The sequence below is a fragment of the Streptomyces sp. NPDC048278 genome, from assembly GCF_040652195.1.
In the GTDB taxonomy this organism is placed as follows: Bacteria; Actinomycetota; Actinomycetes; order Streptomycetales; family Streptomycetaceae; genus Streptomyces.
The window spans coordinates 99,242-119,456 of record NZ_JBEZLP010000033.1 but is presented as its reverse complement, the minus strand read 5'-3'; the positions used below and the strand labels follow the sequence as shown (position 1 = coordinate 119,456).

The 20,215-nt window shown below is 71.0% G+C and carries 16 protein-coding genes; 5 read left to right on the top strand and 11 right to left on the bottom strand.

Annotated features, from left to right (window positions below):
• Positions 1-2: 2 nt before the first annotated feature.
• The 3 genes from AB0D74_RS39505 to AB0D74_RS39495 all read left to right on the top strand — a co-directional run bounded on the left by AB0D74_RS39505 (position 3) and on the right by AB0D74_RS39495 (position 4,802).
• Positions 3-1,955 (top strand): right-handed parallel beta-helix repeat-containing protein, encoded by a 1,953-nt coding sequence (locus AB0D74_RS39505; protein WP_362598055.1) that lies wholly within the window; start codon positions 3-5, stop codon positions 1,953-1,955.
• Entirely contained in the window at positions 1,952-3,304 is a 1,353-nt protein-coding gene (locus AB0D74_RS39500; RefSeq protein WP_362598052.1) for a right-handed parallel beta-helix repeat-containing protein, read from the top strand. The genes AB0D74_RS39505 and AB0D74_RS39500 overlap by 4 nt, the downstream gene beginning before the upstream one ends.
• A gap of 127 nt (positions 3,305-3,431) precedes the next feature.
• Positions 3,432-4,802, top strand: coding sequence for a UDP-glucose/GDP-mannose dehydrogenase family protein (locus AB0D74_RS39495; protein WP_362598049.1), 1,371 nt, complete (start codon positions 3,432-3,434; stop codon positions 4,800-4,802).
• Positions 4,803-4,821: 19 nt separating this feature from the next.
• Here the strand turns inward: AB0D74_RS39495 and AB0D74_RS39490 are convergent, their stop codons facing one another.
• The 4 genes from AB0D74_RS39490 to AB0D74_RS39475 form a co-directional block, all read right to left on the bottom strand.
• Positions 4,822-5,544 (bottom strand): Mut7-C RNAse domain-containing protein, encoded by a 723-nt coding sequence (locus AB0D74_RS39490; RefSeq protein ID WP_362598046.1) that lies wholly within the window; start codon positions 5,542-5,544, stop codon positions 4,822-4,824.
• Positions 5,545-5,577: 33 nt separating this feature from the next.
• Positions 5,578-6,192, bottom strand: coding sequence for a TetR family transcriptional regulator (locus AB0D74_RS39485; RefSeq protein WP_362598043.1), 615 nt, complete (start codon positions 6,190-6,192; stop codon positions 5,578-5,580).
• 5 nt (positions 6,193-6,197) lie between these two features.
• Positions 6,198-7,766 carry an MFS transporter gene (locus tag AB0D74_RS39480; protein WP_362598040.1) on the bottom strand — a complete coding sequence of 523 codons (1,569 nt, stop codon included), beginning with the start codon at positions 7,764-7,766 and terminating at the stop codon, positions 6,198-6,200.
• Positions 7,767-7,893: 127 nt separating this feature from the next.
• On the bottom strand, positions 7,894-8,610 hold the full coding sequence (locus tag AB0D74_RS39475) for a hemolysin III family protein (protein ID WP_362598038.1): 717 nt from the start codon (positions 8,608-8,610) through the stop codon (positions 7,894-7,896).
• Positions 8,611-8,963: 353 nt separating this feature from the next.
• Between AB0D74_RS39475 and AB0D74_RS39470 the strand changes: the two genes are divergently transcribed.
• Both AB0D74_RS39470 and AB0D74_RS39465 read left to right on the top strand, forming a co-directional pair.
• Positions 8,964-10,805, top strand: coding sequence for a phosphoenolpyruvate carboxykinase (GTP) (locus AB0D74_RS39470; RefSeq protein WP_362598035.1), 1,842 nt, complete (start codon positions 8,964-8,966; stop codon positions 10,803-10,805).
• A gap of 350 nt (positions 10,806-11,155) precedes the next feature.
• Positions 11,156-13,132 carry a calcium-binding protein gene (locus AB0D74_RS39465; protein WP_362598032.1) on the top strand — a complete coding sequence of 659 codons (1,977 nt, stop codon included), beginning with the start codon at positions 11,156-11,158 and terminating at the stop codon, positions 13,130-13,132.
• Positions 13,133-13,258: 126 nt separating this feature from the next.
• Here AB0D74_RS39465 and AB0D74_RS39460 read toward each other — a convergent pair whose 3' ends face one another.
• The 7 genes from AB0D74_RS39460 to AB0D74_RS39430 form a co-directional block, all read right to left on the bottom strand.
• Complete coding sequence (locus AB0D74_RS39460; RefSeq protein ID WP_362598029.1) at positions 13,259-13,861, bottom strand: hypothetical protein; 603 nt, start codon at positions 13,859-13,861, stop codon at positions 13,259-13,261.
• Positions 13,848-15,389, bottom strand: coding sequence for a VWA domain-containing protein (locus AB0D74_RS39455; protein ID WP_362598026.1), 1,542 nt, complete (start codon positions 15,387-15,389; stop codon positions 13,848-13,850). Before AB0D74_RS39455 ends, AB0D74_RS39460 begins: the two co-directional genes overlap by 14 nt.
• Positions 15,386-16,552: a toxic anion resistance protein gene (locus tag AB0D74_RS39450; RefSeq protein WP_362598088.1), complete on the bottom strand. Its 1,167-nt coding sequence runs from the start codon at positions 16,550-16,552 to the stop codon at positions 15,386-15,388. Before AB0D74_RS39450 ends, AB0D74_RS39455 begins: the two co-directional genes overlap by 4 nt.
• A gap of 63 nt (positions 16,553-16,615) precedes the next feature.
• Positions 16,616-17,695: a hypothetical protein gene (locus AB0D74_RS39445; RefSeq protein ID WP_362598023.1), complete on the bottom strand. Its 1,080-nt coding sequence runs from the start codon at positions 17,693-17,695 to the stop codon at positions 16,616-16,618.
• 109 nt (positions 17,696-17,804) lie between these two features.
• Complete coding sequence (locus AB0D74_RS39440; protein WP_362598085.1) at positions 17,805-18,398, bottom strand: Uma2 family endonuclease; 594 nt, start codon at positions 18,396-18,398, stop codon at positions 17,805-17,807.
• A gap of 88 nt (positions 18,399-18,486) precedes the next feature.
• Positions 18,487-18,894 (bottom strand): hypothetical protein, encoded by a 408-nt coding sequence (locus AB0D74_RS39435; protein ID WP_362598020.1) that lies wholly within the window; start codon positions 18,892-18,894, stop codon positions 18,487-18,489.
• Between the two features lie 101 nt (positions 18,895-18,995).
• The gene (locus AB0D74_RS39430) at positions 18,996-20,207 is read right to left on the bottom strand and encodes a pyridoxal phosphate-dependent aminotransferase (protein ID WP_362598017.1); all 1,212 of its coding nucleotides are present in this window, start codon (positions 20,205-20,207) and stop codon (positions 18,996-18,998) included.
• Between the last annotated feature and the right edge of the window lie 8 nt (positions 20,208-20,215).

Here is a 20,215-nt window from a genome sequence, read left to right as displayed (position 1 = left end):
CCATGACCACCCCCCTCATGACGGATCCCGCGATCAAGGGAAGACCCGGCCCCGGCAGCCGGCTGCGGCGGGCCGCCGCCAGGACCACGGCCCTGCTGGGCGCCCTCGCGGTCGCGGCGACGCTGCTGCTCGGCGCCTCGGCCACGGCCCACGCCGACGGGGACGGCGACAAGAAGCAGAAGCTGGCCGCCGAGGACGCGGAGACCCAGGCCGCACTGGTCGCCGACGAGGACCACCGCCTCAACCAGGTACGGGCGTTCACCTCGGTGGCCCCCCTGCAGTCCACCAAGTGGACCGTGCCGTACCGGCTGGACACCGACAACGGGTACACCCTGGTCCTCACCGAGCGCAGCAACGCGTACACCATCGCCGACCTGCTGAAACTCGCTCCGCAGACCTTCTTGCGGCGCAAGGACGGCTCGTACCTGCTGACCGAGAACATCTACCTGAACGTCGGTGCCAAGCTGAAGCTGTCCAACCCGGGCGGCCTCACCCTGCGGATGGCCAGCAACCGGACCGGGTTCGTCTCCATCGTTTCCTTCGGCGGCGAACTGACCCTCCAGGGCACCGCCCAGGCGCCGCTGACCATCACCAGCTGGGACCCGCAGGCCAACAAGGCCGACGGCGACGTGAAGGACGGCCGCGCCTACATCCGCACCATCGGCGGCCAGTTCGAGATGACGCACGCCAAACTCGCCGACCTCGGGTTCTGGAGCGGCCGGACCGGCGGACTCAGCCTCACCGGCACCGACCGGCCCAACACCGGCTCGCTGGAGGACACCGGCCAGGTGCACGGCAAGACCGCGCGGGAGCGGGCCGACGAGCAGGGCGACCAGGAGAACCAGAACACCAGCAGCGGTGACATCACCGCCATGCCCTCCGGTGAACTGACCACGCCCGACGCCCGCTTCTCCACCGGCGGTCTCTCCTACGTCTCCGGGTCGATCACCCACTCGACCATCACCGGCAACGCCTTCGGGATCTTCATCTCCAGCGCGACCGGGATCGAGATCAGCGACACGACCGTGGAGAACAGCCTGGAGGACGGGGTGGTCATGCACCGGTTCGTCTCCAGCTCGCTCGTGCAGCGCACGGTCGCCAAGGACAACGGCGGCGACGGCTTCATCCTCTCCCGCGCCACCCAGCAGGTGCGGGTCAGCGGCTCCACCGCCGAGGGCAACGGAGGCAACGGCTACACGCTCAGCGGCAAGCCCCTCGCCGACGGCCCCTCCGCCTCCGGGCAGGCCGTCGACAGCTACGGCTCCAACTCGGTCGCCAACAGCGTGGCCAAGGACAACGGCCGCTACGGCGTCGAGGTGCTCGGCGGTTTCGACGTCGGTGTGCAGAACAACCGCATCGAGGGCGGCGACATGGGCATCGTGGCCCGCCTGGCCGCCGACAAGGTCTCCATCACCGGCAACCGGCTGACCGGCCAGAACCGGCAGGGCATCTCGGTACGCGACGGCGTCACCGACGCCACCGTCACCGGCAACATCATCGACGGGCCGGAGACCGGCGTGTACGTCCGCGACTCGGTCGCCGAGATACGCGGCAACACCGTCCAGGACGCCACCAACCACGGGGTCAGCCTGGTCGGCGGGGTGGACGGCACGACCGTCTCCTACAACGTGATCGGCGGGGTCGGCCCCAGCGCGCTGGACTCCAGCCGCTCCCACGGCGGCGCCGACATCAAGGAGAACCAGACCTTCGCCTGGTACGACACCAGCTCCTTCTGGGTCAAGGTCAAGCACTACGCCAGCCCGATGACCCTGCTGTGGACGGGCATCCTGCTCCTCATCCTGTTCTCGGCCGTCATGGGCCGGCGCAGGCGGCGGGCGGGCGCGCGGGGTGCGGGCATCGTGCACCCGTACTCCGACAAGGCGCCGCTGCCGTCCCCGCCGCCGGACGAGGTCGCCGTGGCGGGCCGCCGACGGGAGCCGGTGATGAGCGAATGAGCGGCGACACCCCACAAGCGCCCGCGCCGGACGACGGCAGCGGCTCAGCCGACGGCAGCGGTTCGGGCGGCGGTTCGGCCAACGGTTCGGGCAGCGGTTCGGGCGACGGCGGCGGCTCCGTGGCGGGGGAGTCCGCCGTGGCGCGGGCGCGCCGGATCTGGCTGGCCGGCGGGCCGCCGCTGTGGGTGGCCTCGGCCGCCCTGCTGGTCTCGGTGGTGGCGCTGATCGTGGCGGGCGTCTCGGCCGGCGACGACCGGCCCGTCGTCTACGGCGCCGGCCCCACCGCCGGTCCCACCATCCCGGTGGCCGAACCCACCGACGACGGGGACGACACCGGCGACCCCGGTGACCCCGGCGCCACGGCCTCCGACCCGGCACCGGGCTCCACGGCGGCCGGCGACGGACAGGCCACGCCCACCGCGACCGGTTCGGCCGCGACCGCGGCCTCCGGACCGGTGAAGTGCCCGGCCGCCACCGTCACCGTCAGCGACGCCAAGTCCCTGAAGGACGCGCTGGACCAGGCCCGGCCCGGTGATGTCATCAGGATGGCGGACGGGGTCTACTCGGACCGCTTCACCGCCGACACCCCCGGCACGGCGGACCGGCCGATCTTCCTGTGCGGCGGCCCCGGCGCGGTGATCGACGCCGGGGGCGTGGACGGCGGCTACGCCTTCCACCTCGACGGCGCCAGCCACTGGCGGCTGATCGGCTTCACCGTGCGCAACGGCCAGAAGGGGGTCATGGCCGACCAGACCCAGGGCTCCGTCATCCAGGGCCTGACCGTCGAGAACATCGGCGACGAGGGCATCCACCTGCGCGACTTCAGCTCCGGCAACGTGGTCGAGAACAACACGGTCCGCGCCACGGGCAAGCGCAAGGAGCAGTTCGGCGAGGGCATCTACGTCGGGTCCGCCGAGTCCAACTGGTGCACGGTCACCGACTGCAAGCCCGACAAGAGCGACGACAACGTGATCCGCGGCAACCACGTCAGCGACACCACCGCGGAGTCCGTCGACATCAAGGAGGGCACCACCGGCGGCTCTCTCCTCGGCAACACCTTCGACGGCGCCGCCCTCAGCGGCGGCCACAACGACTCCTGGGTCGACGTCAAGGGCAACGACTGGCTGATCAAGGGCAACGTCGGCAGCCACTCCCGCGAGGACGGCTTCCAGACCCACCAGATCCTCGACGGCTGGGGCACCGGAAACGTGTTCCAGGGCAACACCGCACAGGTCGACGGCCCCGGCTACGGCTTCCACTTCGCGCCCGTCGAGAACAACAAGGTCACCTGCGACAACAAGGTCACCGACGCGGCGAAGGGTCTCGCCAACGTCGCCTGCTCGTCCTGACGTGACGTAACGGGGCCCGGCCCGCACCCGGGCCCCGTACGGCAGCGGTTCCCTCTCCTTCACCCACCGCACCACCGGGCGGCTTCGCCCTGCGCGCTTTCCGCCCGGACATCCCCTCGGAGGCATCATGGACACTCTTCCCGCCGCCATCCCCGGCACCGAAGGCACCGTCGGCACCGCCGCTCCCCGTCTCACCGTCATCGGCACCGGCTACCTCGGCGCCACGCACGCCGTGTGCATGGCGGCCCTCGGCTACGAGGTGCTCGGCGTCGACGTCGACCCCGCCAAGATCGAGCTGCTGAGAGCCGGGGAGGTGCCGTTCTTCGAGCCAGGGCTGCCCGAACTCCTGGTCAAGGCCCAGGAATCCGGCCGGCTGCACTTCACGACCAGCCTCGCGGAGGCCGCGGAGTTCGGCGACATCCACTTCGTCTGCGTCGGCACCCCGCAGCAGCCCGGCTCCTACGCCGCGGACCTGCGCTACGTGGAGGGCGCGGTGACCGAGCTGGCCCGGCACCTGAACCGCCGGGCGCTGGTGGTCGGGAAGTCGACGGTGCCGGTGGGCACCGCGGCCCGCCTCGCGGAGCTGGTCCGCACCACCGCCCCGGCCGGGGACGCCGTGGAGCTGGCCTGGAACCCGGAGTTCCTGCGCGAGGGCTTCGCGGTGGAGGACACCCTGCACCCCGACCGGCTGGTGTTCGGCACCGAGTCCGCGTGGGCGGAGGAGCAGCTGCGCGCCGCGTTCGCGCCCGTCATCGCCCAGGGCACCCCGGTGGTGGTCGCCGATCTGCCGACCGCCGAACTGGTCAAGGTCGCCGCCAACTCCTTCCTCGCCACGAAGATCTCGTACATCAACGCCATGGCCGAGGTCTGCGAGGCCACCGGCGCCGACGTGCACCGGCTGGCCGAGGCGCTGGCCTACGACGACCGGATCGGCGGCCGGTTCCTGAAGCCGGGGCTCGGCTTCGGCGGCGGCTGCCTGCCCAAGGACATCAGGGCGTTCATCCACCGCGCCGAGGAGCTGGACGTCGCCCAGGCGGTGGCCTTCCTGCGCGAGGTGGACGCGATCAACCAGCGCCGCCGGGCCCGCACCGTGGACCTGGTCCGCGAGCTGGTCGGCGGCGATCTCGCCGGGATGAAGGTGGCCGCGCTCGGGGCGGCCTTCAAGCCCGACTCCGACGACATCCGGGACGCTCCGGCGCTGGACGTCGCCGCCACCCTGCACCGGGCCGGCGCCCAGGTGACGGTCTACGACCCGGTGGCGATGGACAACGCCCGCCGCGTCCACCCCGAGCTGACGTACGGCACCGACGCGTTGCAGGCCGCCACGGGCGCCGACGTCGTCGTCCTGCTCACCGAGTGGACGCAGTTCCGGGAGATCGACCCGGCGGCCATGGGCGCCGTGGTGAACCGCCGCCGGGTCGTGGACGGCCGGCACGCCCTGGACCCCGCAGAGTGGCGCGCGGCCGGCTGGGAGTACCGGGCGCTGGGCCGCAACTGACCGCGGGACCGGCGCCGGTTCAGGCGAACTCGGCGAGGGCGCGCGCCACGATGGCCTCCAGCTGCTGGTGGTGCGCGCCCTTCCAGTACGCACGGCCGCACTCCGCGCACTGCGCGAAGACGTCGTACGACTTCTGCGTCCCGCCCTTCAGCTGGTCCGCCACCTCGTCCTTCGTCGCCTCCTTCAGCAGGCCGTTGCAGGCGGTGCAGCGGGTCCAGGGGCGCAGGTCGGGGGCGAACCGGTCGAGGACGTCGCGGAGCTGGTCGTCGGGGCCGGTGCTGTACACGTAGCCGCCGGCCCAGAGTTCGCGGCGGCGCAGCAGGCCCCGGTCGCGGCTGAGCAGCACCCGCTTCTCGGCCGCCGAGCGGGCGGCGAGGGCCGGGTCGCCGATGTCCGTCGACTCGTACGCCGTGTCCACGCCGAGCAGGCGCAGGCGGCGGGCCAGCGTGCCGAGGTGGACGTCGAGGAGGAAGCGGAGCGGGGCGCCGGGGACGCGCTGGGGGCGGGTGACCGGGCGTACGGTCACCCGCTCGCCGTCCGCCGGGATGTGGGCCACGGGGACCTCGCGGCCGTCCACCACCAGGGCGCCCACCTCGGTCAGGGGGACGCCCAGGGACTCGATGACGTGGCCGAGGGTCGAGACGCCGTCGACGGCGAGGGGGTGGACGCCGACGCGGCGGGCGTGCGGGACGAACAGGGCCAGCCCGGGGGCGACTTCGACGTGGATCTGGGCAGCGTTCACCTGGTCAGGATGGCACGGGGGACGGCCGTGGCCTCAGTGGTTTTCCGGGGTCAGGCCGTGCTCGATGACGTGCAGGGCGCGGTCGACGAGGGCCTCGAAGTCGCCCTCGTGCTCGTGCTCCGCCCAGTACATCGAGACCTCCATCAGCCCGCCGATGAAGGACATCGCGTAGACCCGGACCTCCAGGCTGTCCGGGTCGCGGCCGGTGCGCTCCCCGATGGCGTGGCAGAGCAGGCGCCCGGTGGACGACATGCTCTCCATCATCCGGGAGCGCACCGAGGGGACCTCGACCATCAGCCGGGTGCGCAGCCGGGAGACCACCGGGTCGTCCTTGACGCCCAGCCGGATCGCCCGGTGCATCACGTAGCGGATGGACGCCGGCCACGGCTCGTCGGCGGGCCGTGCCCGGAGCTCCTCCATGATCAGCAGGTCGTACTCGTCCGTGAGGACGATGTCCTCCTTGGTCGGGAAGTACCGGAAGACCGTCGACGGCGACACCTCGGCACGCTCGGCGATCTGCTCGATCGTCGTGGCGTCCCAGCCCTGCACCTCGACCAGCGCGTACGTGGCGGTGCGGATCGCCTCGCGGGTCTTGATCTTCTTGCGTTCACGCAGGCCGGGCTGGGGGGAGGTGTGCGGTGCCGTCATGCTGGTCATTGTCCGGCATCGGCGGTGGCGGGGGCCACGGCCGGGGACTCGTTCCCCTCGGTAGGTCGCTCGGCGGGGGCGTTGGGCAGGAGCGCGGCGGCCAGCAGGGCGGTGGCGAGCGCGGCGATGCCGCAGACCAGCAGGACCAGGCCCATGCCGTGGACGTACGAGGCGTTCGCCGAGGCGATCAGGTGCGTCGAGCCCGTCTTCTCCGCGACCAGGTGGGCGGCGACCACCGACTCGCCCGCGGTGTGGCCGAGGGGGGCGGGCAGGCCGGTGACGTCGAGCCGGTCCCGGAAGGCACCGGCCAGCAGGCTGCCGAGCAGGGCGATGCCGATCGCGCCGCCGACCTGGCGCATCGTCATCAGCAGCCCGGAGCCGCTGCCGGCCCGGTCGGCGGGCAGGGCGCCGAGCGCGCCGTCCATGGACGGGACGACCGAGAAGCCGAAGCCGAGGCCCGCGACGGACAGCCACAGCGCGGTGAAGCCGTAGCCGTCGCTCACCTGGGTACGGCTGCCGAGCAGGGCGGCGAAGGCGAGCACGACCAGGCCGGCGGAGACCACCGCGCGGGCGCCGAAGCGGGCGACGACCGGCTGGGCGGCCCGCGCGGCGACGATCAGGCCGCCCATCATGGGCAGCAGCCGCAGGCCGGTGCCGAAGGCGTCGTTGCCGAGGACGGCCTGGAGGTAGGGCGGCAGCACGAACATCAGGCCGGACAGCACGAACATCACCAGGGTCGCGGCGAGGGTGTTGAGCAGGAAGCCGCGGTGGGTGAGGAGCCCCATGTCGAGCATGGGGCGCCCGGCCCGGCGTTCGCGCAGCACCAGGGCGGTGACCAGGACGACGGCGACCGCGAAGAGGGCCAGCACCAGCGGGTCGCCCCAGCCGCGGTCGGGGGCCTCGATGATCGCGTAGACCAGGGCGCCGAGGCCGACCGCGGTGAGCGCGGTGGAGAGGGTGTCGACCCTGGGGGAGGCGGGGTCGCGGGTCTCGGGGAGCAGGAGGACGCAGGCGGTGACGCCGATGGCGGCCATCGGCACGTTGATCAGGAAGACCGAGCCCCACCAGAAGTGGTTGAGCAGGAAGCCGCCGATGATCGGGCCGAGCGGCAGGCCGAGCGCCGAGGCGGCCGAGACGATGCCGACGGCCCGGGTGCGCTCGGCGGGCCCGAACAGGGAGGGCAGCACGGACATCGCGAGCGGCATCACCAGGGCCGCGCCGACGCCCATGGCGGCGCGGGCGGCGATCACCCAGTTCACGTCGCCGGCCAGCGAGCCCATCACCGAGCCGGCCAGGAAGACCAGCAGGCCGACGACGAGCATCCGGCGGCGCCCGAAGCGGTCGCCGAGGAGTCCGGCGGGGAGCATCAGCGACGCGAAGACGATGACGTACGCGTCCGCCATCCACTGCTGCTGGCTGGTGGTGGCGCCGAGCTGCTCGGCCATGGTCGGGAGCGCCACGTTGAGGATCGTCGTGTCGAAGCCGAGCACCAGCATGCTCGCGACCAGGGCACCGAGGGCCCACCAGCGGCGGGGGTTCTGATGTGTCTCTTCAAGATGAGTGACAGTAGCCATGAAATGAGAGTAGCTCTCAAAATCTAGTTGCTGTCAATGGGGAGCTGATGTCGTAATGTGGGAGAGGGCATCAAAAAAGCGGCCACGGCTCGGGGAGCCGTGGCCGCTCGGGGAGCGGTGTGGAGGGCTACGCGTGCTGGTAGGCCACCAGGGAGATGCCGACGTAGTGCACGACGAACGCGGCCAGCGTGAAGGAGTGGAACACCTCGTGGAAGCCGAAGTAGCGCGGTGACGGGTTCGGGCGCTTGATGCCGTAGATCACGCCGCCCGCGCTGTAGAGCAGGCCGCCGACGACCACCAGGACCAGGACCGCGATGCCGCCGGTGCGCATGAAGTCGGGCAGGAAGAAGACCGCTGCCCAGCCCATCGCTATGTAGCAGGGCGTGTACAGCCAGCGCGGTGCGCCGACCCAGAAGACCCGGAAGGCGATCCCGGCCGCCGCGGCACCCCAGATGCCCCACAGCAGCCACTGCCCCTTCGCTTCGGGCAGCAGCAGCATGGTCAGGGGCGTGTAGGTGCCCGCGATGATCAGGAAGATGTTGGCGTGGTCGAGTCTGCGCAGGATGCCGTCCATGCGCGGGGTCCAGTTGCCCCGGTGGTAGAGCGCGCTCACGCCGAACAGTAGGCACGCCGTCAGGGCGAAGATCCCGCAGGCGACACGGCCGCGCGGTGAGTCGGCCAGGGCGGTGAGGACGAGACCCGCCACGAGGACGGCCGGGAACATGCCCAGGTGCAGCCAGCCGCGCAGCTTGGGCTTGACCTGTTGCGACAGGGAGGAGAGCGCGGCGGGACCGCGGCCGGCGGCCGGCGGATCCGTGGGCGCGTCGGGGGCGGACGCAGTCATGAGGGGCATCGTACCTACGGAACCGTAAGTTACGGATCAGTCTCGCTCGATGACCGCCGAAGAGTGGCCATCGTCTCACGGAGCCTCGGTTGCGCTCACATCGATGAGCAAAAAGACCTTGAGGCGAACTCAATGTGGACGCAAAGAAACGCAGGTGGACGCAGAAACCGTGGCCTTCCTCACGTCGCTCATCTGTGACTCCCTCTGGACAGATGGGAGATCGAGTCGGAGGATCAAATGAGTGCGGTCGGCACCGGATGAGCGGCTACGAAGCGTCCGGGTCGCAGCCCCCACGGGGCAACAAGGCCTGAAACAGGGCCGCAAGATCAAAAATCCCTCATTTAGGAGCAATCGTGGCGCGCGACATCGCGGCTCCCACCACCGTCATCCCCACCAACCATCAGGAACTGATCTCGTGGGTCAACGAGATCGTCGAACTGACGCAGCCGGACAGCGTGGTCTGGTGTGACGGATCCGAGGCCGAGTACGAGCGACTGTGCGAAGAGCTCGTGGCGAAGGGCACCTTCAAGAAGCTCGACCCGATCAAGCGCCCCCACTCCTACTACGCGGCCTCCGACCCGACCGATGTCGCCCGGGTCGAGGACCGCACCTTCATCTGCTCCGAGCAGGAGAAGGACGCCGGCCCGACCAACCACTGGAAGGCCCCCGCGGAGATGCGGGAGATCTTCAGCGGCGAGAAGGGCCTGTTCCGCGGCTCGATGAAGGGCCGGACGATGTACGTCGTCCCGTTCTGCATGGGCCCCCTCGGCTCGCCGCTGTCCGCCCTCGGCGTGGAGATAACGGACTCGGCGTACGTCGCCGTCTCGATGCGCACGATGACGCGCATGGGCCAGGCCGTCCTCGACGAGCTCGGCGACGACGGCTTCTTCGTGAAGGCCGTCCACACCCTCGGCGCCCCGCTCGCGGAAGGAGAGGCGGACGTGGCCTGGCCGTGCAACCAGACCAAGTACATCTCGCACTTCCCCGAGTCGCGCGAGATCTGGTCCTACGGCTCCGGCTACGGCGGCAACGCCCTGCTCGGCAAGAAGTGCTACGCCCTGCGCATCGCCTCCGTCATGGCGCGCGACGAGGGCTGGCTCGCCGAGCACATGCTGATCCTCAAGCTCACGCCCCCGCAGGGCGAGTCGAAGTACGTCGCCGCGGCCTTCCCGAGCGCCTGCGGCAAGACGAACCTCGCCATGCTGGAGCCCACCGTCTCCGGGTGGACCGTCGAGACCATCGGCGACGACATCGCCTGGATGCGGTTCGGCGCCGACGGCCGCCTCTACGCGATCAACCCCGAGGCCGGCTTCTTCGGCGTCGCGCCCGGCACCGGTGAGCACACCAACGCCAACGCGATGAAGACGCTGTGGGGCAACGCCGTCTTCACCAACGTCGCGCTCACGGACGACGACGACATCTGGTGGGAGGGCATGACGGAGGAGACCCCGGCCCACCTCACGGACTGGAAGGGCAACGACTGGACGCCGGCGTCCGAGACCCCGGCCGCCCACCCCAACGCCCGCTTCACCGTCCCCGCCGCCCAGTGCCCGATCATCGCGCCGGAGTGGGAGGACCCCAGGGGCGTGCCGATCTCGGCGATCCTCTTCGGCGGCCGTCGTGCCACCGCCGTCCCGCTGGTGACCGAGTCCTTCGACTGGAACCACGGCGTCTTCCTCGGCGCCAACGTGGCCTCCGAGAAGACCGCCGCCGCCGAGGGCAAGGTCGGCGAGCTGCGCCGCGACCCGTTCGCGATGCTGCCGTTCTGCGGCTACAACATGGGCGACTACATGGCCCATTGGATCGATGTGGGCAAGGCCGCCGCGCAGCGGGAAGGGTCCCAGGCGAAGCTGCCGAAGATCTACTACGTCAACTGGTTCCGCAAGAACGACGCGGGCAAGTTCGTCTGGCCCGGCTTCGGCGAGAACTCCCGCGTCCTGAAGTGGATCGTGGAGCGGCTGGACGGCAAGGCCGAGGGCGTGGAGACGCCGATCGGCGTGCTGCCGACGCGCGAGTCCCTGGACACCAACGGGCTGGACCTGGCCGACGGCGACCTCGACTTCCTGCTGACCGTCGACAAGGAGATCTGGCGCGAGGAGGCGGCACTCGTCCCCGACCACCTCAACACCTTCGGCGAGCACACGCCGAAGGAGCTGTGGGCGGAGTACCACGCGCTGGTGGAGCGGCTGGGATAGGTCCCCCCGTCACCAGCAAAGACTCCGCGGCCGGTTGGGGGATGTGCCCTGACCAGCGATCGTCACGGCCGGCCGCGGTGCCTACCGGCGAGGCCGCGTACAACGGCGTGCGCGGCTCCTGGGCCTGTCGTCACTCGCTCCCGTCCGCCCCGACGGGAGACCGGTGGCGACAGGCCTTCGCCTGCGCAGGGGCCTCACCCGCGCGGGTGGATTCCTGCGGCCGGTGAGCGCAAGACGGCTCGTGGCGGGCCGAGCTGCGGACCGGCGTCGGAACGCTGTCGCCCATGTTCACACCACACGTTCGATCGTTCACACCTGGTGTTCGATCGCTCACGGTCCGGGCCGGGACCGTGGCAGCCACCCTCGCGGCGCTGCTCCTGGCCCTGCCCGGCACCGCGGTCGCCGCCCCCGGCGACCTGGACACCGCCTTCGCCGGCGACGGCACGGTCCTCACCGACTTCGGCGGCAACGACTCCGCCAACGACATCGCGGTGCAGTCCGACGGCAGGATCGTCTCCGTCGGCACCACCTTCGACAACTCCGGGGCGGAGAGCGACTTCGCGCTGACCCGGCACAACCCCGACGGCTCGCTGGACACCACCTTCGGCGGCGACGGCCGGGTGACCACCGCCGTCAACAACCTGCCGTCGAGCGAGGGCCTCCAGTGGAGCGATGCCCACGCCGTCGCCCTGCAGCCCGACAACGGCGACATCGTGGTGGCGGGCAGCACCTGGCGCGGGCCCGAGAACTGCTGCTGGTTCACGCTGGTCCGGTACAAGGCGGCCGACGGCTCGCTGGACACGGGTTTCGGCAACGGCGACGGCCGGGTCTTCACCGACTTCGGCGTCCCCGAGGAGGCCGCGGACGTCGTGGCACTGCCCGGCGGGAAGATCGTCGCCGCGGGCTATGTCGGCGGCCGGGCCGCGGTGGCCCGCTACAACGCCGACGGCTCCCCGGACACGAGCTTCAGCGGCGACGGCAAGGTGACCACCGCTCTGGGCGACTCCCTCCAGGAGGGCGGCGACGTACGCGCCCTGGCCGTGCAGCCCGACGGCAAGGTCGTGGTCGCGGGCGAGGTCGGGACGACCCGCTTCGACTTCGTCCTCGTCCGCTACAACGCCGACGGCAGCCTCGACACCGGATTCGGCACCAACGGCATCCAGCGCACCGACTTCGGCGACTACGACTCCGCGGAGGCGCTCGCGGTCCAGCCCGACGGCAGGATCGTCGCGGCCGGTTCGAGCGGCGGCCGGGTCGCGCTCGCCCGCTACACCACCGACGGCTCCCTGGACCCGAGCTTCCACGGAAACGGCCTGGTCGTCACCCCCGGCGGCGGCGCCCAGGACATGAAGCTGCAGAGCGACGGGCGGATCGTCGTCGCAGGCAACGGGCCGGGCGGCTTCAACGTCCTGCGGTACAACACCGACGGCGCCCTGGACAGCGGCTTCGGCAACGGCGGCCGGACGGCCACCGGTTTCGGCGGCAGCGACGTCGCCCACGGCGTGGCCGTCCAGTCCGACGGCAGGATCGTCGCGGCCGGCCAGGGCGGACCGGACGACGACTTCGCCCTGGCCCGCTTCCTGGGCGGCGGAGGCAGCACGCCCCCGCCCCCGCCGCCCAGCGCGGACCTCTCCGTCACCAAGACGGGCCCGTCCACCGTGACCATCGGCGACCGGGCCTCCTACACCGTCCGCGTCACCGACGCGACCGCCTCCACCGCGTCCGCCACCGGCGTCACGCTGACCGACACCCTCTCCGGGGCGGGCGCGACCCTGGTCTCGGCCACGCCCTCCCAGGGCAGCTGCACCACCACCGCCACCGGCGCCACCTGCGCCCTGGGCACGCTGGCCCCGGGTGCGAGCGCCACGGTCACGGTCGTCGCCGAACCCCGCGCCACCGGCACGCTCACGAACACCGCCAGGGCCGCGGCCACCCAGACCGACCCGGCCACGGGCAACAACACCGCCACCGCGACCGGCACCGTCGACAACTCCCGGGGCTGCACGATCATCGGCACCAGCGGCGCCGACACCCTCAACGGCACCTTCCGCAACGACGTGATCTGCGGCCTGGGCGGCAACGACACCCTCCGCGGCAACGACGGCACCGACACCGTCTACGGCGACTACGGCAACGACAACATCGACGGCGGCAACGCCAACGACACCCTGTACGGCGGCCCGGGCAACGACACGGTGAACGGCGCCGCCGGCAACGACCGGGTCATCACCACCGACGGCGTCTCCGGCAACGACACCGCCAACGGCGGCCCCGGCACCGACACCTGCACCACCGACCCGGGCGACACCCGCATCAGCTGCCCTTGACCGCCCCCCCGCTCCGGCCCCTCGCGCTCCGCGGGGGGCCGGCCGTCTGCTGTCTGCCGTCTGCGGCGCCGTCGTGGCCGGTCGCGCAGTTCCCCGCGCCCCTTTGGGGCGCCGAACCGCAGCGGATCAGTTGTTGCGGTCCTCCAGGTACCGCGTGTGGGTCTCCTGGCGCCTCGCCTCGGTGTCCCGCAGTCCGGCCGCCAGTTGCTCGGCCTCCTCCTTCAGGAGGCCCAGCTGGCGCTCCAGATGCCGCTCCGGCGGCTCCTGCCCGGGCGTCAGACGCGTCCACCACCGCGTCCGTACGAAGCTGTCGACCGCCTCCGGGATGTCCTGCCGTACCGTGCGCGAGAGGACATGCACCCCCTCCGGATCCTGGGCCAGCAGTTCCGCCGCCCACCCCGGGTCGAGCAACGCCGTGAGCAGGTCGGTCAGTTCGGCGAGCCGGGTCTCCGTCGAGGCCGGCAGGCCGACCTCCGCCAGGTAGGTCTCCAGCCTGCGGAAGTCGGCCCGCACCTCCTCCAGTTGGGCGGAGGGCGTCGGGAAGTCCGGCAGCGGGGGGCGTTCCGGCGGCGCGATCAGCGCGCCCGCGCCGTACAGGCCCGCCACCACCACCGGCCAGTACGGGCCTGCCACGCCCGTGAACGTCAGGACCAGGCCCAGCAGGCCGCCCGCCGAACCGGTCAGGTTCTTGCGGGACTCCAGGTAGGCGAGGGCCCTATTGGTAGCCACGGATCTCCTCGAAGGCGCCGTCCAGGGAGCCCTGCCGGCCGTCGAAGAGACGGCCGCCGGTCAGGTCGGCGATGTGCTGGAGTTCGGCGCGGGACGAGTCGCCGAAGAGGATGGGGAAGACCGGGATCTGCTGCCGGTCGGCGGAGAGCTTGTTGTAGAACGCGTCGAAGTCGCCGACCTTGGCGCCCGTGGTGTTCTCGCCGTCGGTCATCAGCACGATCGACGTGAAGGTCTCCTCGGAGGGGTTCAGCTGGGCGTACGCCTTCTCCAGGGAGGTGTAGATCGCCGTGTTGCCGTCGGCGTGCAGGGCGTCGGTGTCCTTGCGGATCGCGGCGAGGTCGGACTTGTCGTCGACCACGTGGGTGCTGACGCTCTTCACGGCCGAGCCGAACGGCATCAGGGTGACCTCCTCGCGGTTGCGGAAGTCACTGGTCAGGCCGGTGAAGGCCGCCTTCAGACGGGAGAGGCGGTCGCCTTCCATCGAACCCGAGGTGTCCAGGACGTAGACCGTGCGGGAGGGCCGGCGCAGGTCGTTCTCGTAGGCCGAGATGAGCCCGTCGGCCACCGACTGGGTACCGGGGAAGGGGAGTTCACGGCGGCGGCTGGTGTCCAGGCCGGCCGCAGGGGCGACGGAGGCCACCACCGGGCGGCGGTGGGTGGTGTCCGTGACGAGCTTCTGCACGGCCGCCGTACGCAGGTCCTCCGTCACCCTGCGGACGTCCTCGCGGGTCGCGGAGGAGGTCGAGGCCAGGGACGAGAACGGGTAGTCGGCGGTGATCACGCCGTCGCTCGGGCGGATCACGGTGAGACCGGGGATGCCCTGAAGCACCGACTCGTAGTTGAGCAGGGCGTCCACGTTGCCGCGCCGCTGGTAGGCCGAGGCCAGCCAGCCGGAGGAACCGGACGTCAGGGTCTGGCCCTTGAAGAACTTCTTCAGCCGCGGAGTCGCCTTCGTGACGTCGGCGTCCGTGAGCGCCGACTGGGCGCCGGAGAGCGCCGAGGCCACCGAGACCAGCGTGGCGAAGCCGGAGTTGGAGCGCGCCGGGTCGGTCATGCCGTACGTCAGCTTGCCGGCTTCCACGGCCTGCTCGACCTGGGACCAGGTGACGTCGGCCGGCTTCCAGCCCAGTGACCGGACGGTGGCCGTCTTCACGCCGATCGCGACCGGGCTGGACATGATCGACGTCTCGGAGACCACCTTCTTCGCCGCCTCCGGGCGCAGCCGCAGATAGTCGTCGGAGGAGAGCCAGAGCGCGTCGTACCTGCCGTCCGTCTTCCCCTTGGCCAGCAGGTCGACGGCGTCCAGGGTGCCCATGTAGGTGGGCCGGATCGTGACCCCGGTGTCCTTGCGGACCCGGTCGAACACGGCGGTCATGTCGCTGAGTTCGGAGGAGGCGAGGACCCGCAGGGTGCCCGCCTTCGGGGCCGTGGAGTCGTCGTCGCCGTGGTCCTCGGAGGTGCAGCCGGTCAGGACGACGGCCGCCGTCGCGAGGAGTGCGGAGAGGGCGGGGAGGGTGCGTCTGTTCATCCGAGGCCGCCCTCCAGCGCGCTCTTCGAGCGGCTGCGCTCCAGGTAGGCGCTCGCCTGGTGGAGTTCGTCGGTGAGGGACTGCACGGTGCTCGCCATCGCCTCGGTCGCCTGCACCTTGTAGGTGTCGATGGCATCGAGGGTGCGGTAGATCTGCTGGAACGCGGAGCGCAGCGTCTCGGCGCCCACCGCCGGGTCGGCGGCGATCCGCTGGATCTCCCCGCTCTGCGTCGCGAGCATCTCGGCGTTGCCCCGGATCAGCTCCTCGGTCGTCCCGCGCAACGCGTTGACCTGCTCGATCACCTTCTTCTGGTTGTCGAGCGCGGAGGCCAGCATCACCGAGATCCGCAGCGCGGAGACCGTGGTGGTGGCGGCCCGCTCGACGCCCTTGATCAGCTCGTCGTTGTTGCGCCGTACGACGTCCATCGCGAGGTAGCCCTGCGCGGACACCGCGAGCTGGGTGAGCAGGTCCTGGTACTTCTGCCGGACCGGGAAGAGCACGTCCGCCCGCACCGCGTCGGCCTCCTGGGGGTCCGGGATCCGGGCAGCGTGCTGCTCGACCGCGGTGTCCAGGGCCTGGGTGAGCACGACGTACTCCTGGAGCTTGCCCATGGTCTCCCAGAGCCGCACCCGCTCCGTCTGCAACGCCGCGTTGTCCCGCCGCAGTTCGTCCTGACCGCCGCGCAGCGAACCCACGATCTTGTTCAACGTGCCCTGCGCGGAGGCGTACTTGGCGACGTGGTCGCGGAGCTTGTTGCCGCCGGGCAGCCGGGAGAGAAACTTGCGGCCCTTGCTCGCCGGCAGGTCGCGCGGGTCCAGATCCTCGACGACCCGCCGGAGTTCGACCAGCGAGCCGGCCACCTTCGCCTGGGCGTCGCCGCCCTTGTCGGGCAGGCTGCGGACGGCACGCTCCAGCATGCGGTTGGACTGCGCGGCGGCGGTGCGCATCTCGCCGGCGCCGAGTCCGGTGATCTCGCCGACCTTGCTCGCGAACTCCGGCGACCGGGCGTCCAGCGCGGCCAGGTCCCGGACGTAGTCGGAGGCCTTGCGGGCCATGTCCGTACGGACGCCGTCGTCGACGGGCACCAGCCCGCCGGCCTTCTCCCGCGGCACCGGCGCGACCGCCTCCGGCGGGGTCAGCGTGAAGACGTCCTCACCGCTCAGGGTGGGCGGGTGCTCGCCGCCGCTCGGCCGTATCTTGTCGAAGTTGCTCACAGGGTCCCCCCGTCAGCCGCGCGCCCGGCGGGCCATCTCGTGCAGCACCGCGGAGGTGGGCACGGGCGCCTGCCGAACGCCGGTCAGTGTCTGGTTGAGGTAGGCGGCGTGGTCGGCGGTGTCCTTGACGAACTCGGCGGAGTCGCCCTGGGGCCGGAAGCCGTGCTTGACGGCGAGCCTGCGCAGGGTCGGGTCGCTGCTGAGGAGTTCGCCGAGCTGCCGGCCGGCGTCGTCGAGCGGCACGATGGTGTGGTCGCTGTTGACCGTGGTGTCCGGGTAGAGGACGACGAGGTCGTCGGCGTCGTGCTGTTCTGCGAGCAGCGACACCACCTGCGACTCGTACAGGCACACCAGCGGGTTGCCGGCGCCGCTGATGAAGTCCCTGAACACCGAGTCGCTGCTGGGCTGTTGTGCCCCCTGCACGCTGACCAGCTTGTGCAGCAGCGGTGCGGTCCTCGCGACGTCGGCGTCGCTCGCCACCACGCGCCCCCCGTTGGCGACGTAGGAGGCGGCGGCGAGGTACAGCGCACCGGAGTTGGAGGTCTCCGGGTCCGTACTGGTGATGTACAGCGTCCCGGTCAGCTCCCCGTGCGCCTTGGCCCCCTTGAGCTGCTGCCAGGTCCGGTCGTGCCGGGCGGCGTCCAGGTAGGCGGCCATCTTCAGGGTCCCCTTGCCGCCCTTCGCGTCGAGCACGGCGAGCCCGTTGGCGGCCAGCACCCGGGCCGCGCTGCGGTGGGCGACCACGACGAGGGGCGAGTAGAAGGGGCGGGGGAGGGGCTGGCGGGCGTGGTACTTCGCGGCCAGCGTGTCGGCGGGCGCCGAGCTGGACGGGAAGGCGAAGTCGTAGCCCTTCAGGTCCAGATCCTCCATGGCCCAGGATCCGGATGCCTCCGTCTTCACGGTGTAGCCCTTGGCGGCGAGGGCCTTCACCACATCGGGATCGGCGAAGAAGTCCGACTTCTCCGAACCGATCACACCACGCACGGTCTTCGTTGCCGTGCCCTTGTCCTCCCCATGCCGGCCTGCGACGACGGCAGCCACCACGCCACCGATCAGCAGCACCGCGAGGACGATTCCAGCGATACGTCTCACGAGGTGGAGAGTGCTCCCGGAATCCCTCAGTCCTGGGTGGAACGGATGAACGGGGGGTGAAGGGGGCGCCCCGGAACGAAACCGGAGCGCCGAAGTCCGCCGGGCGCCGTCAGACGGGGCCGTTCGGGTCGTTCCCTGCCTTGCCGTAGCGGCGGAAAGCGGAGGTCTCCACCTGCCAGGGGCCGAAGGGCACCAGGTCGCCGTAGATGTAAGGGTCCATGCGCCGGTAGCGGTTTCCGCACGGGTCTGAATGCACTTCGATCGTGCCCTTCCGGGGGTCGACGATCATGTAGTGGGCGATGCCCATGGCCGAGTATTCGCAGATCTTTTCGACGTAGTCGTTCTCCGGGTTGGACGGTGAGACGATCTCGACGACGGCCAGCACGTGGGACGCGTCTACGGCGAGACCCTCCTCGTCGAGCACATCCTCCGGGATGACCACGGCGTCCGGGCGGCGCATGCGGGCGAGAGCGGGGTGTTCGACCTCGGGGCCGGGGATGCAGCCGTAGCCGGGGTGCGTGGTGAGCAGCTGTCGGTCCAATTGCTTGGAGATGCGGCGGATGGTGCCCTCGTGCCGCTTCGACGGGCACATCATCGCCAGTATCGGACCGGACGGCCCGATCTCGACGCTCCAGGTCCCTTCGAGCTGCTCGGCGTAGGCCCCGAGTTCTTCGGCGATCGCGCGCATCTTCGAGTAGTCCATGCCCATGACCTCAGCGTACTGAGATATGGCAACCCGGTCCGCGCGTCGCTGCGGGAGCGCGCGGACCGGGGCCGTAGGGGGGGGTGGGTCAGCCGGCCGTGGTGAGTTCCGTGGCTGCCGCGTGGGCGTCCATGCGCTCCGCGGCGAGGATCGCCGCCGCGGTGTCCGCGCGGGACGCGGCGACCAGCAGGGCGCGGCCGGCGACGGCATGTGCGCGCTCGTGGAGCGCGGCCGGCTCCTGGACCGCGGTCAGTGACGCGCGGACCGGCGTACGCCCGCCCCGCAGCCGGGCCACCTGCTCGGCCAGCCGGGTCGCGGCGGCGTCGAGGTCGGTGGACGGCGCGAGTGCGCGCAGCTCGTCGGTGACGGCGAGCAGCGCGGCGAGGTGTCCGGCGAGCTGGATGTCCAGCTCCTCCTCGCGCGTCCGGTGCGGGAAGTCGGAAGAGGGGCCGGCCATCGTGCTGTGGACCGACTTGGTGCGGATCGGTTCGTACATGGGATGGCCTCCTGTGCTCTGACAGGAAACCATCCTAGCTTAGATTTCGTCTAAAGTTGACCAGGGTCACGGACGGTCGCCCGGCGGCTGCCGTGGGCCGCCTACGGCTGGCCGTAGCCGTCCAGGAACCGCCCGACCCGGGTGATCGCGTCCCGCAGATCGCCCACCGCCGGCAGAGTCACCACCCGGAAGTGATCCGGCTCCGGCCAGTTGAAGCCGGTGCCCTGGACGACCATGATCTTCTCCTGCCGCAGCAGGTCGAGGACCATCTGCCGGTCGTCCTTGATCTTGAAGACCTGGGGGTCGAGGCGCGGGAAGAGGTACAGCGCGCCCTTGGGGCGGACGCAGCTCACCCCCGGGATCTGGGTGAGCAGCTCGTAGGCCGTGTCCACCTGTTCCTTCAGGCGCCCGCCCGGCAGCACGAGGTCGTTGATCGTCTGGCGTCCGCTGAGCGCGGCCACGACCCCGTGCTGACCCGGCATGTTCGCGCACAGCCGCATGTTCGCGAGGATCGTCAGGCCCTCGATGTAGGAGTCGGCGTGCGCGCGGGGCCCGGAGAGGGACATCCAGCCGACCCGGTAGCCGGCCACCCGGTACGCCTTGGACATGCCGTTGAAGGTGAGCGTGAGGAGATCCGGGGCGACGGCCGCGGTCGGCGTGTGCGTGGCGCCGTCGTAGAGGATCTTGTCGTAGATCTCGTCCGAGCAGACGAGCAGGTTGTGGCGGCGGGCGATGTCGGTCAGCCCGCGCAGCATCGCCTCGTCGTACACCGCGCCCGTCGGGTTGTTCGGGTTGATGATGACGATCGCCTTGGTGCGGTCGGTGACCTTGCGCTCGACGTCGGCGAGGTCGGGCATCCAGTCCGCCTGCTCGTCGCAGCGGTAGTGCACGGCCGTACCGCCGGAGAGGGAGACGGCGGCGGTCCACAGGGGGTAGTCCGGCGCGGGTACGAGGACCTCGTCGCCGTCGTCCAGCAGCCCCTGCATCGCCATCACGATCAGCTCGGAGACGCCGTTGCCGATGAAGACGTGCTCGACGTCGGTCTCGATGCCGATGGTCTGGTTGTGCATGACGACGGCGCGCCGGGCGGCCAGCAGCCCCTTCGCGTCGCCGTAGCCGTGCGCCGAGGACACGTTCCGGAGGATGTCCTCCAGGATCTCCGGCGGGCACTCGAAGCCGAAGGCGGCCGGGTTGCCGGTGTTGAGCTTGAGGATGCGGTGACCCGCCGCCTCTAGCCGCATCGCCTCCTCGAGAACCGGGCCCCGGATCTCGTAACAGACGTTGGCGAGCTTGGTCGACTGGATCACCTGCATGTCGGTGA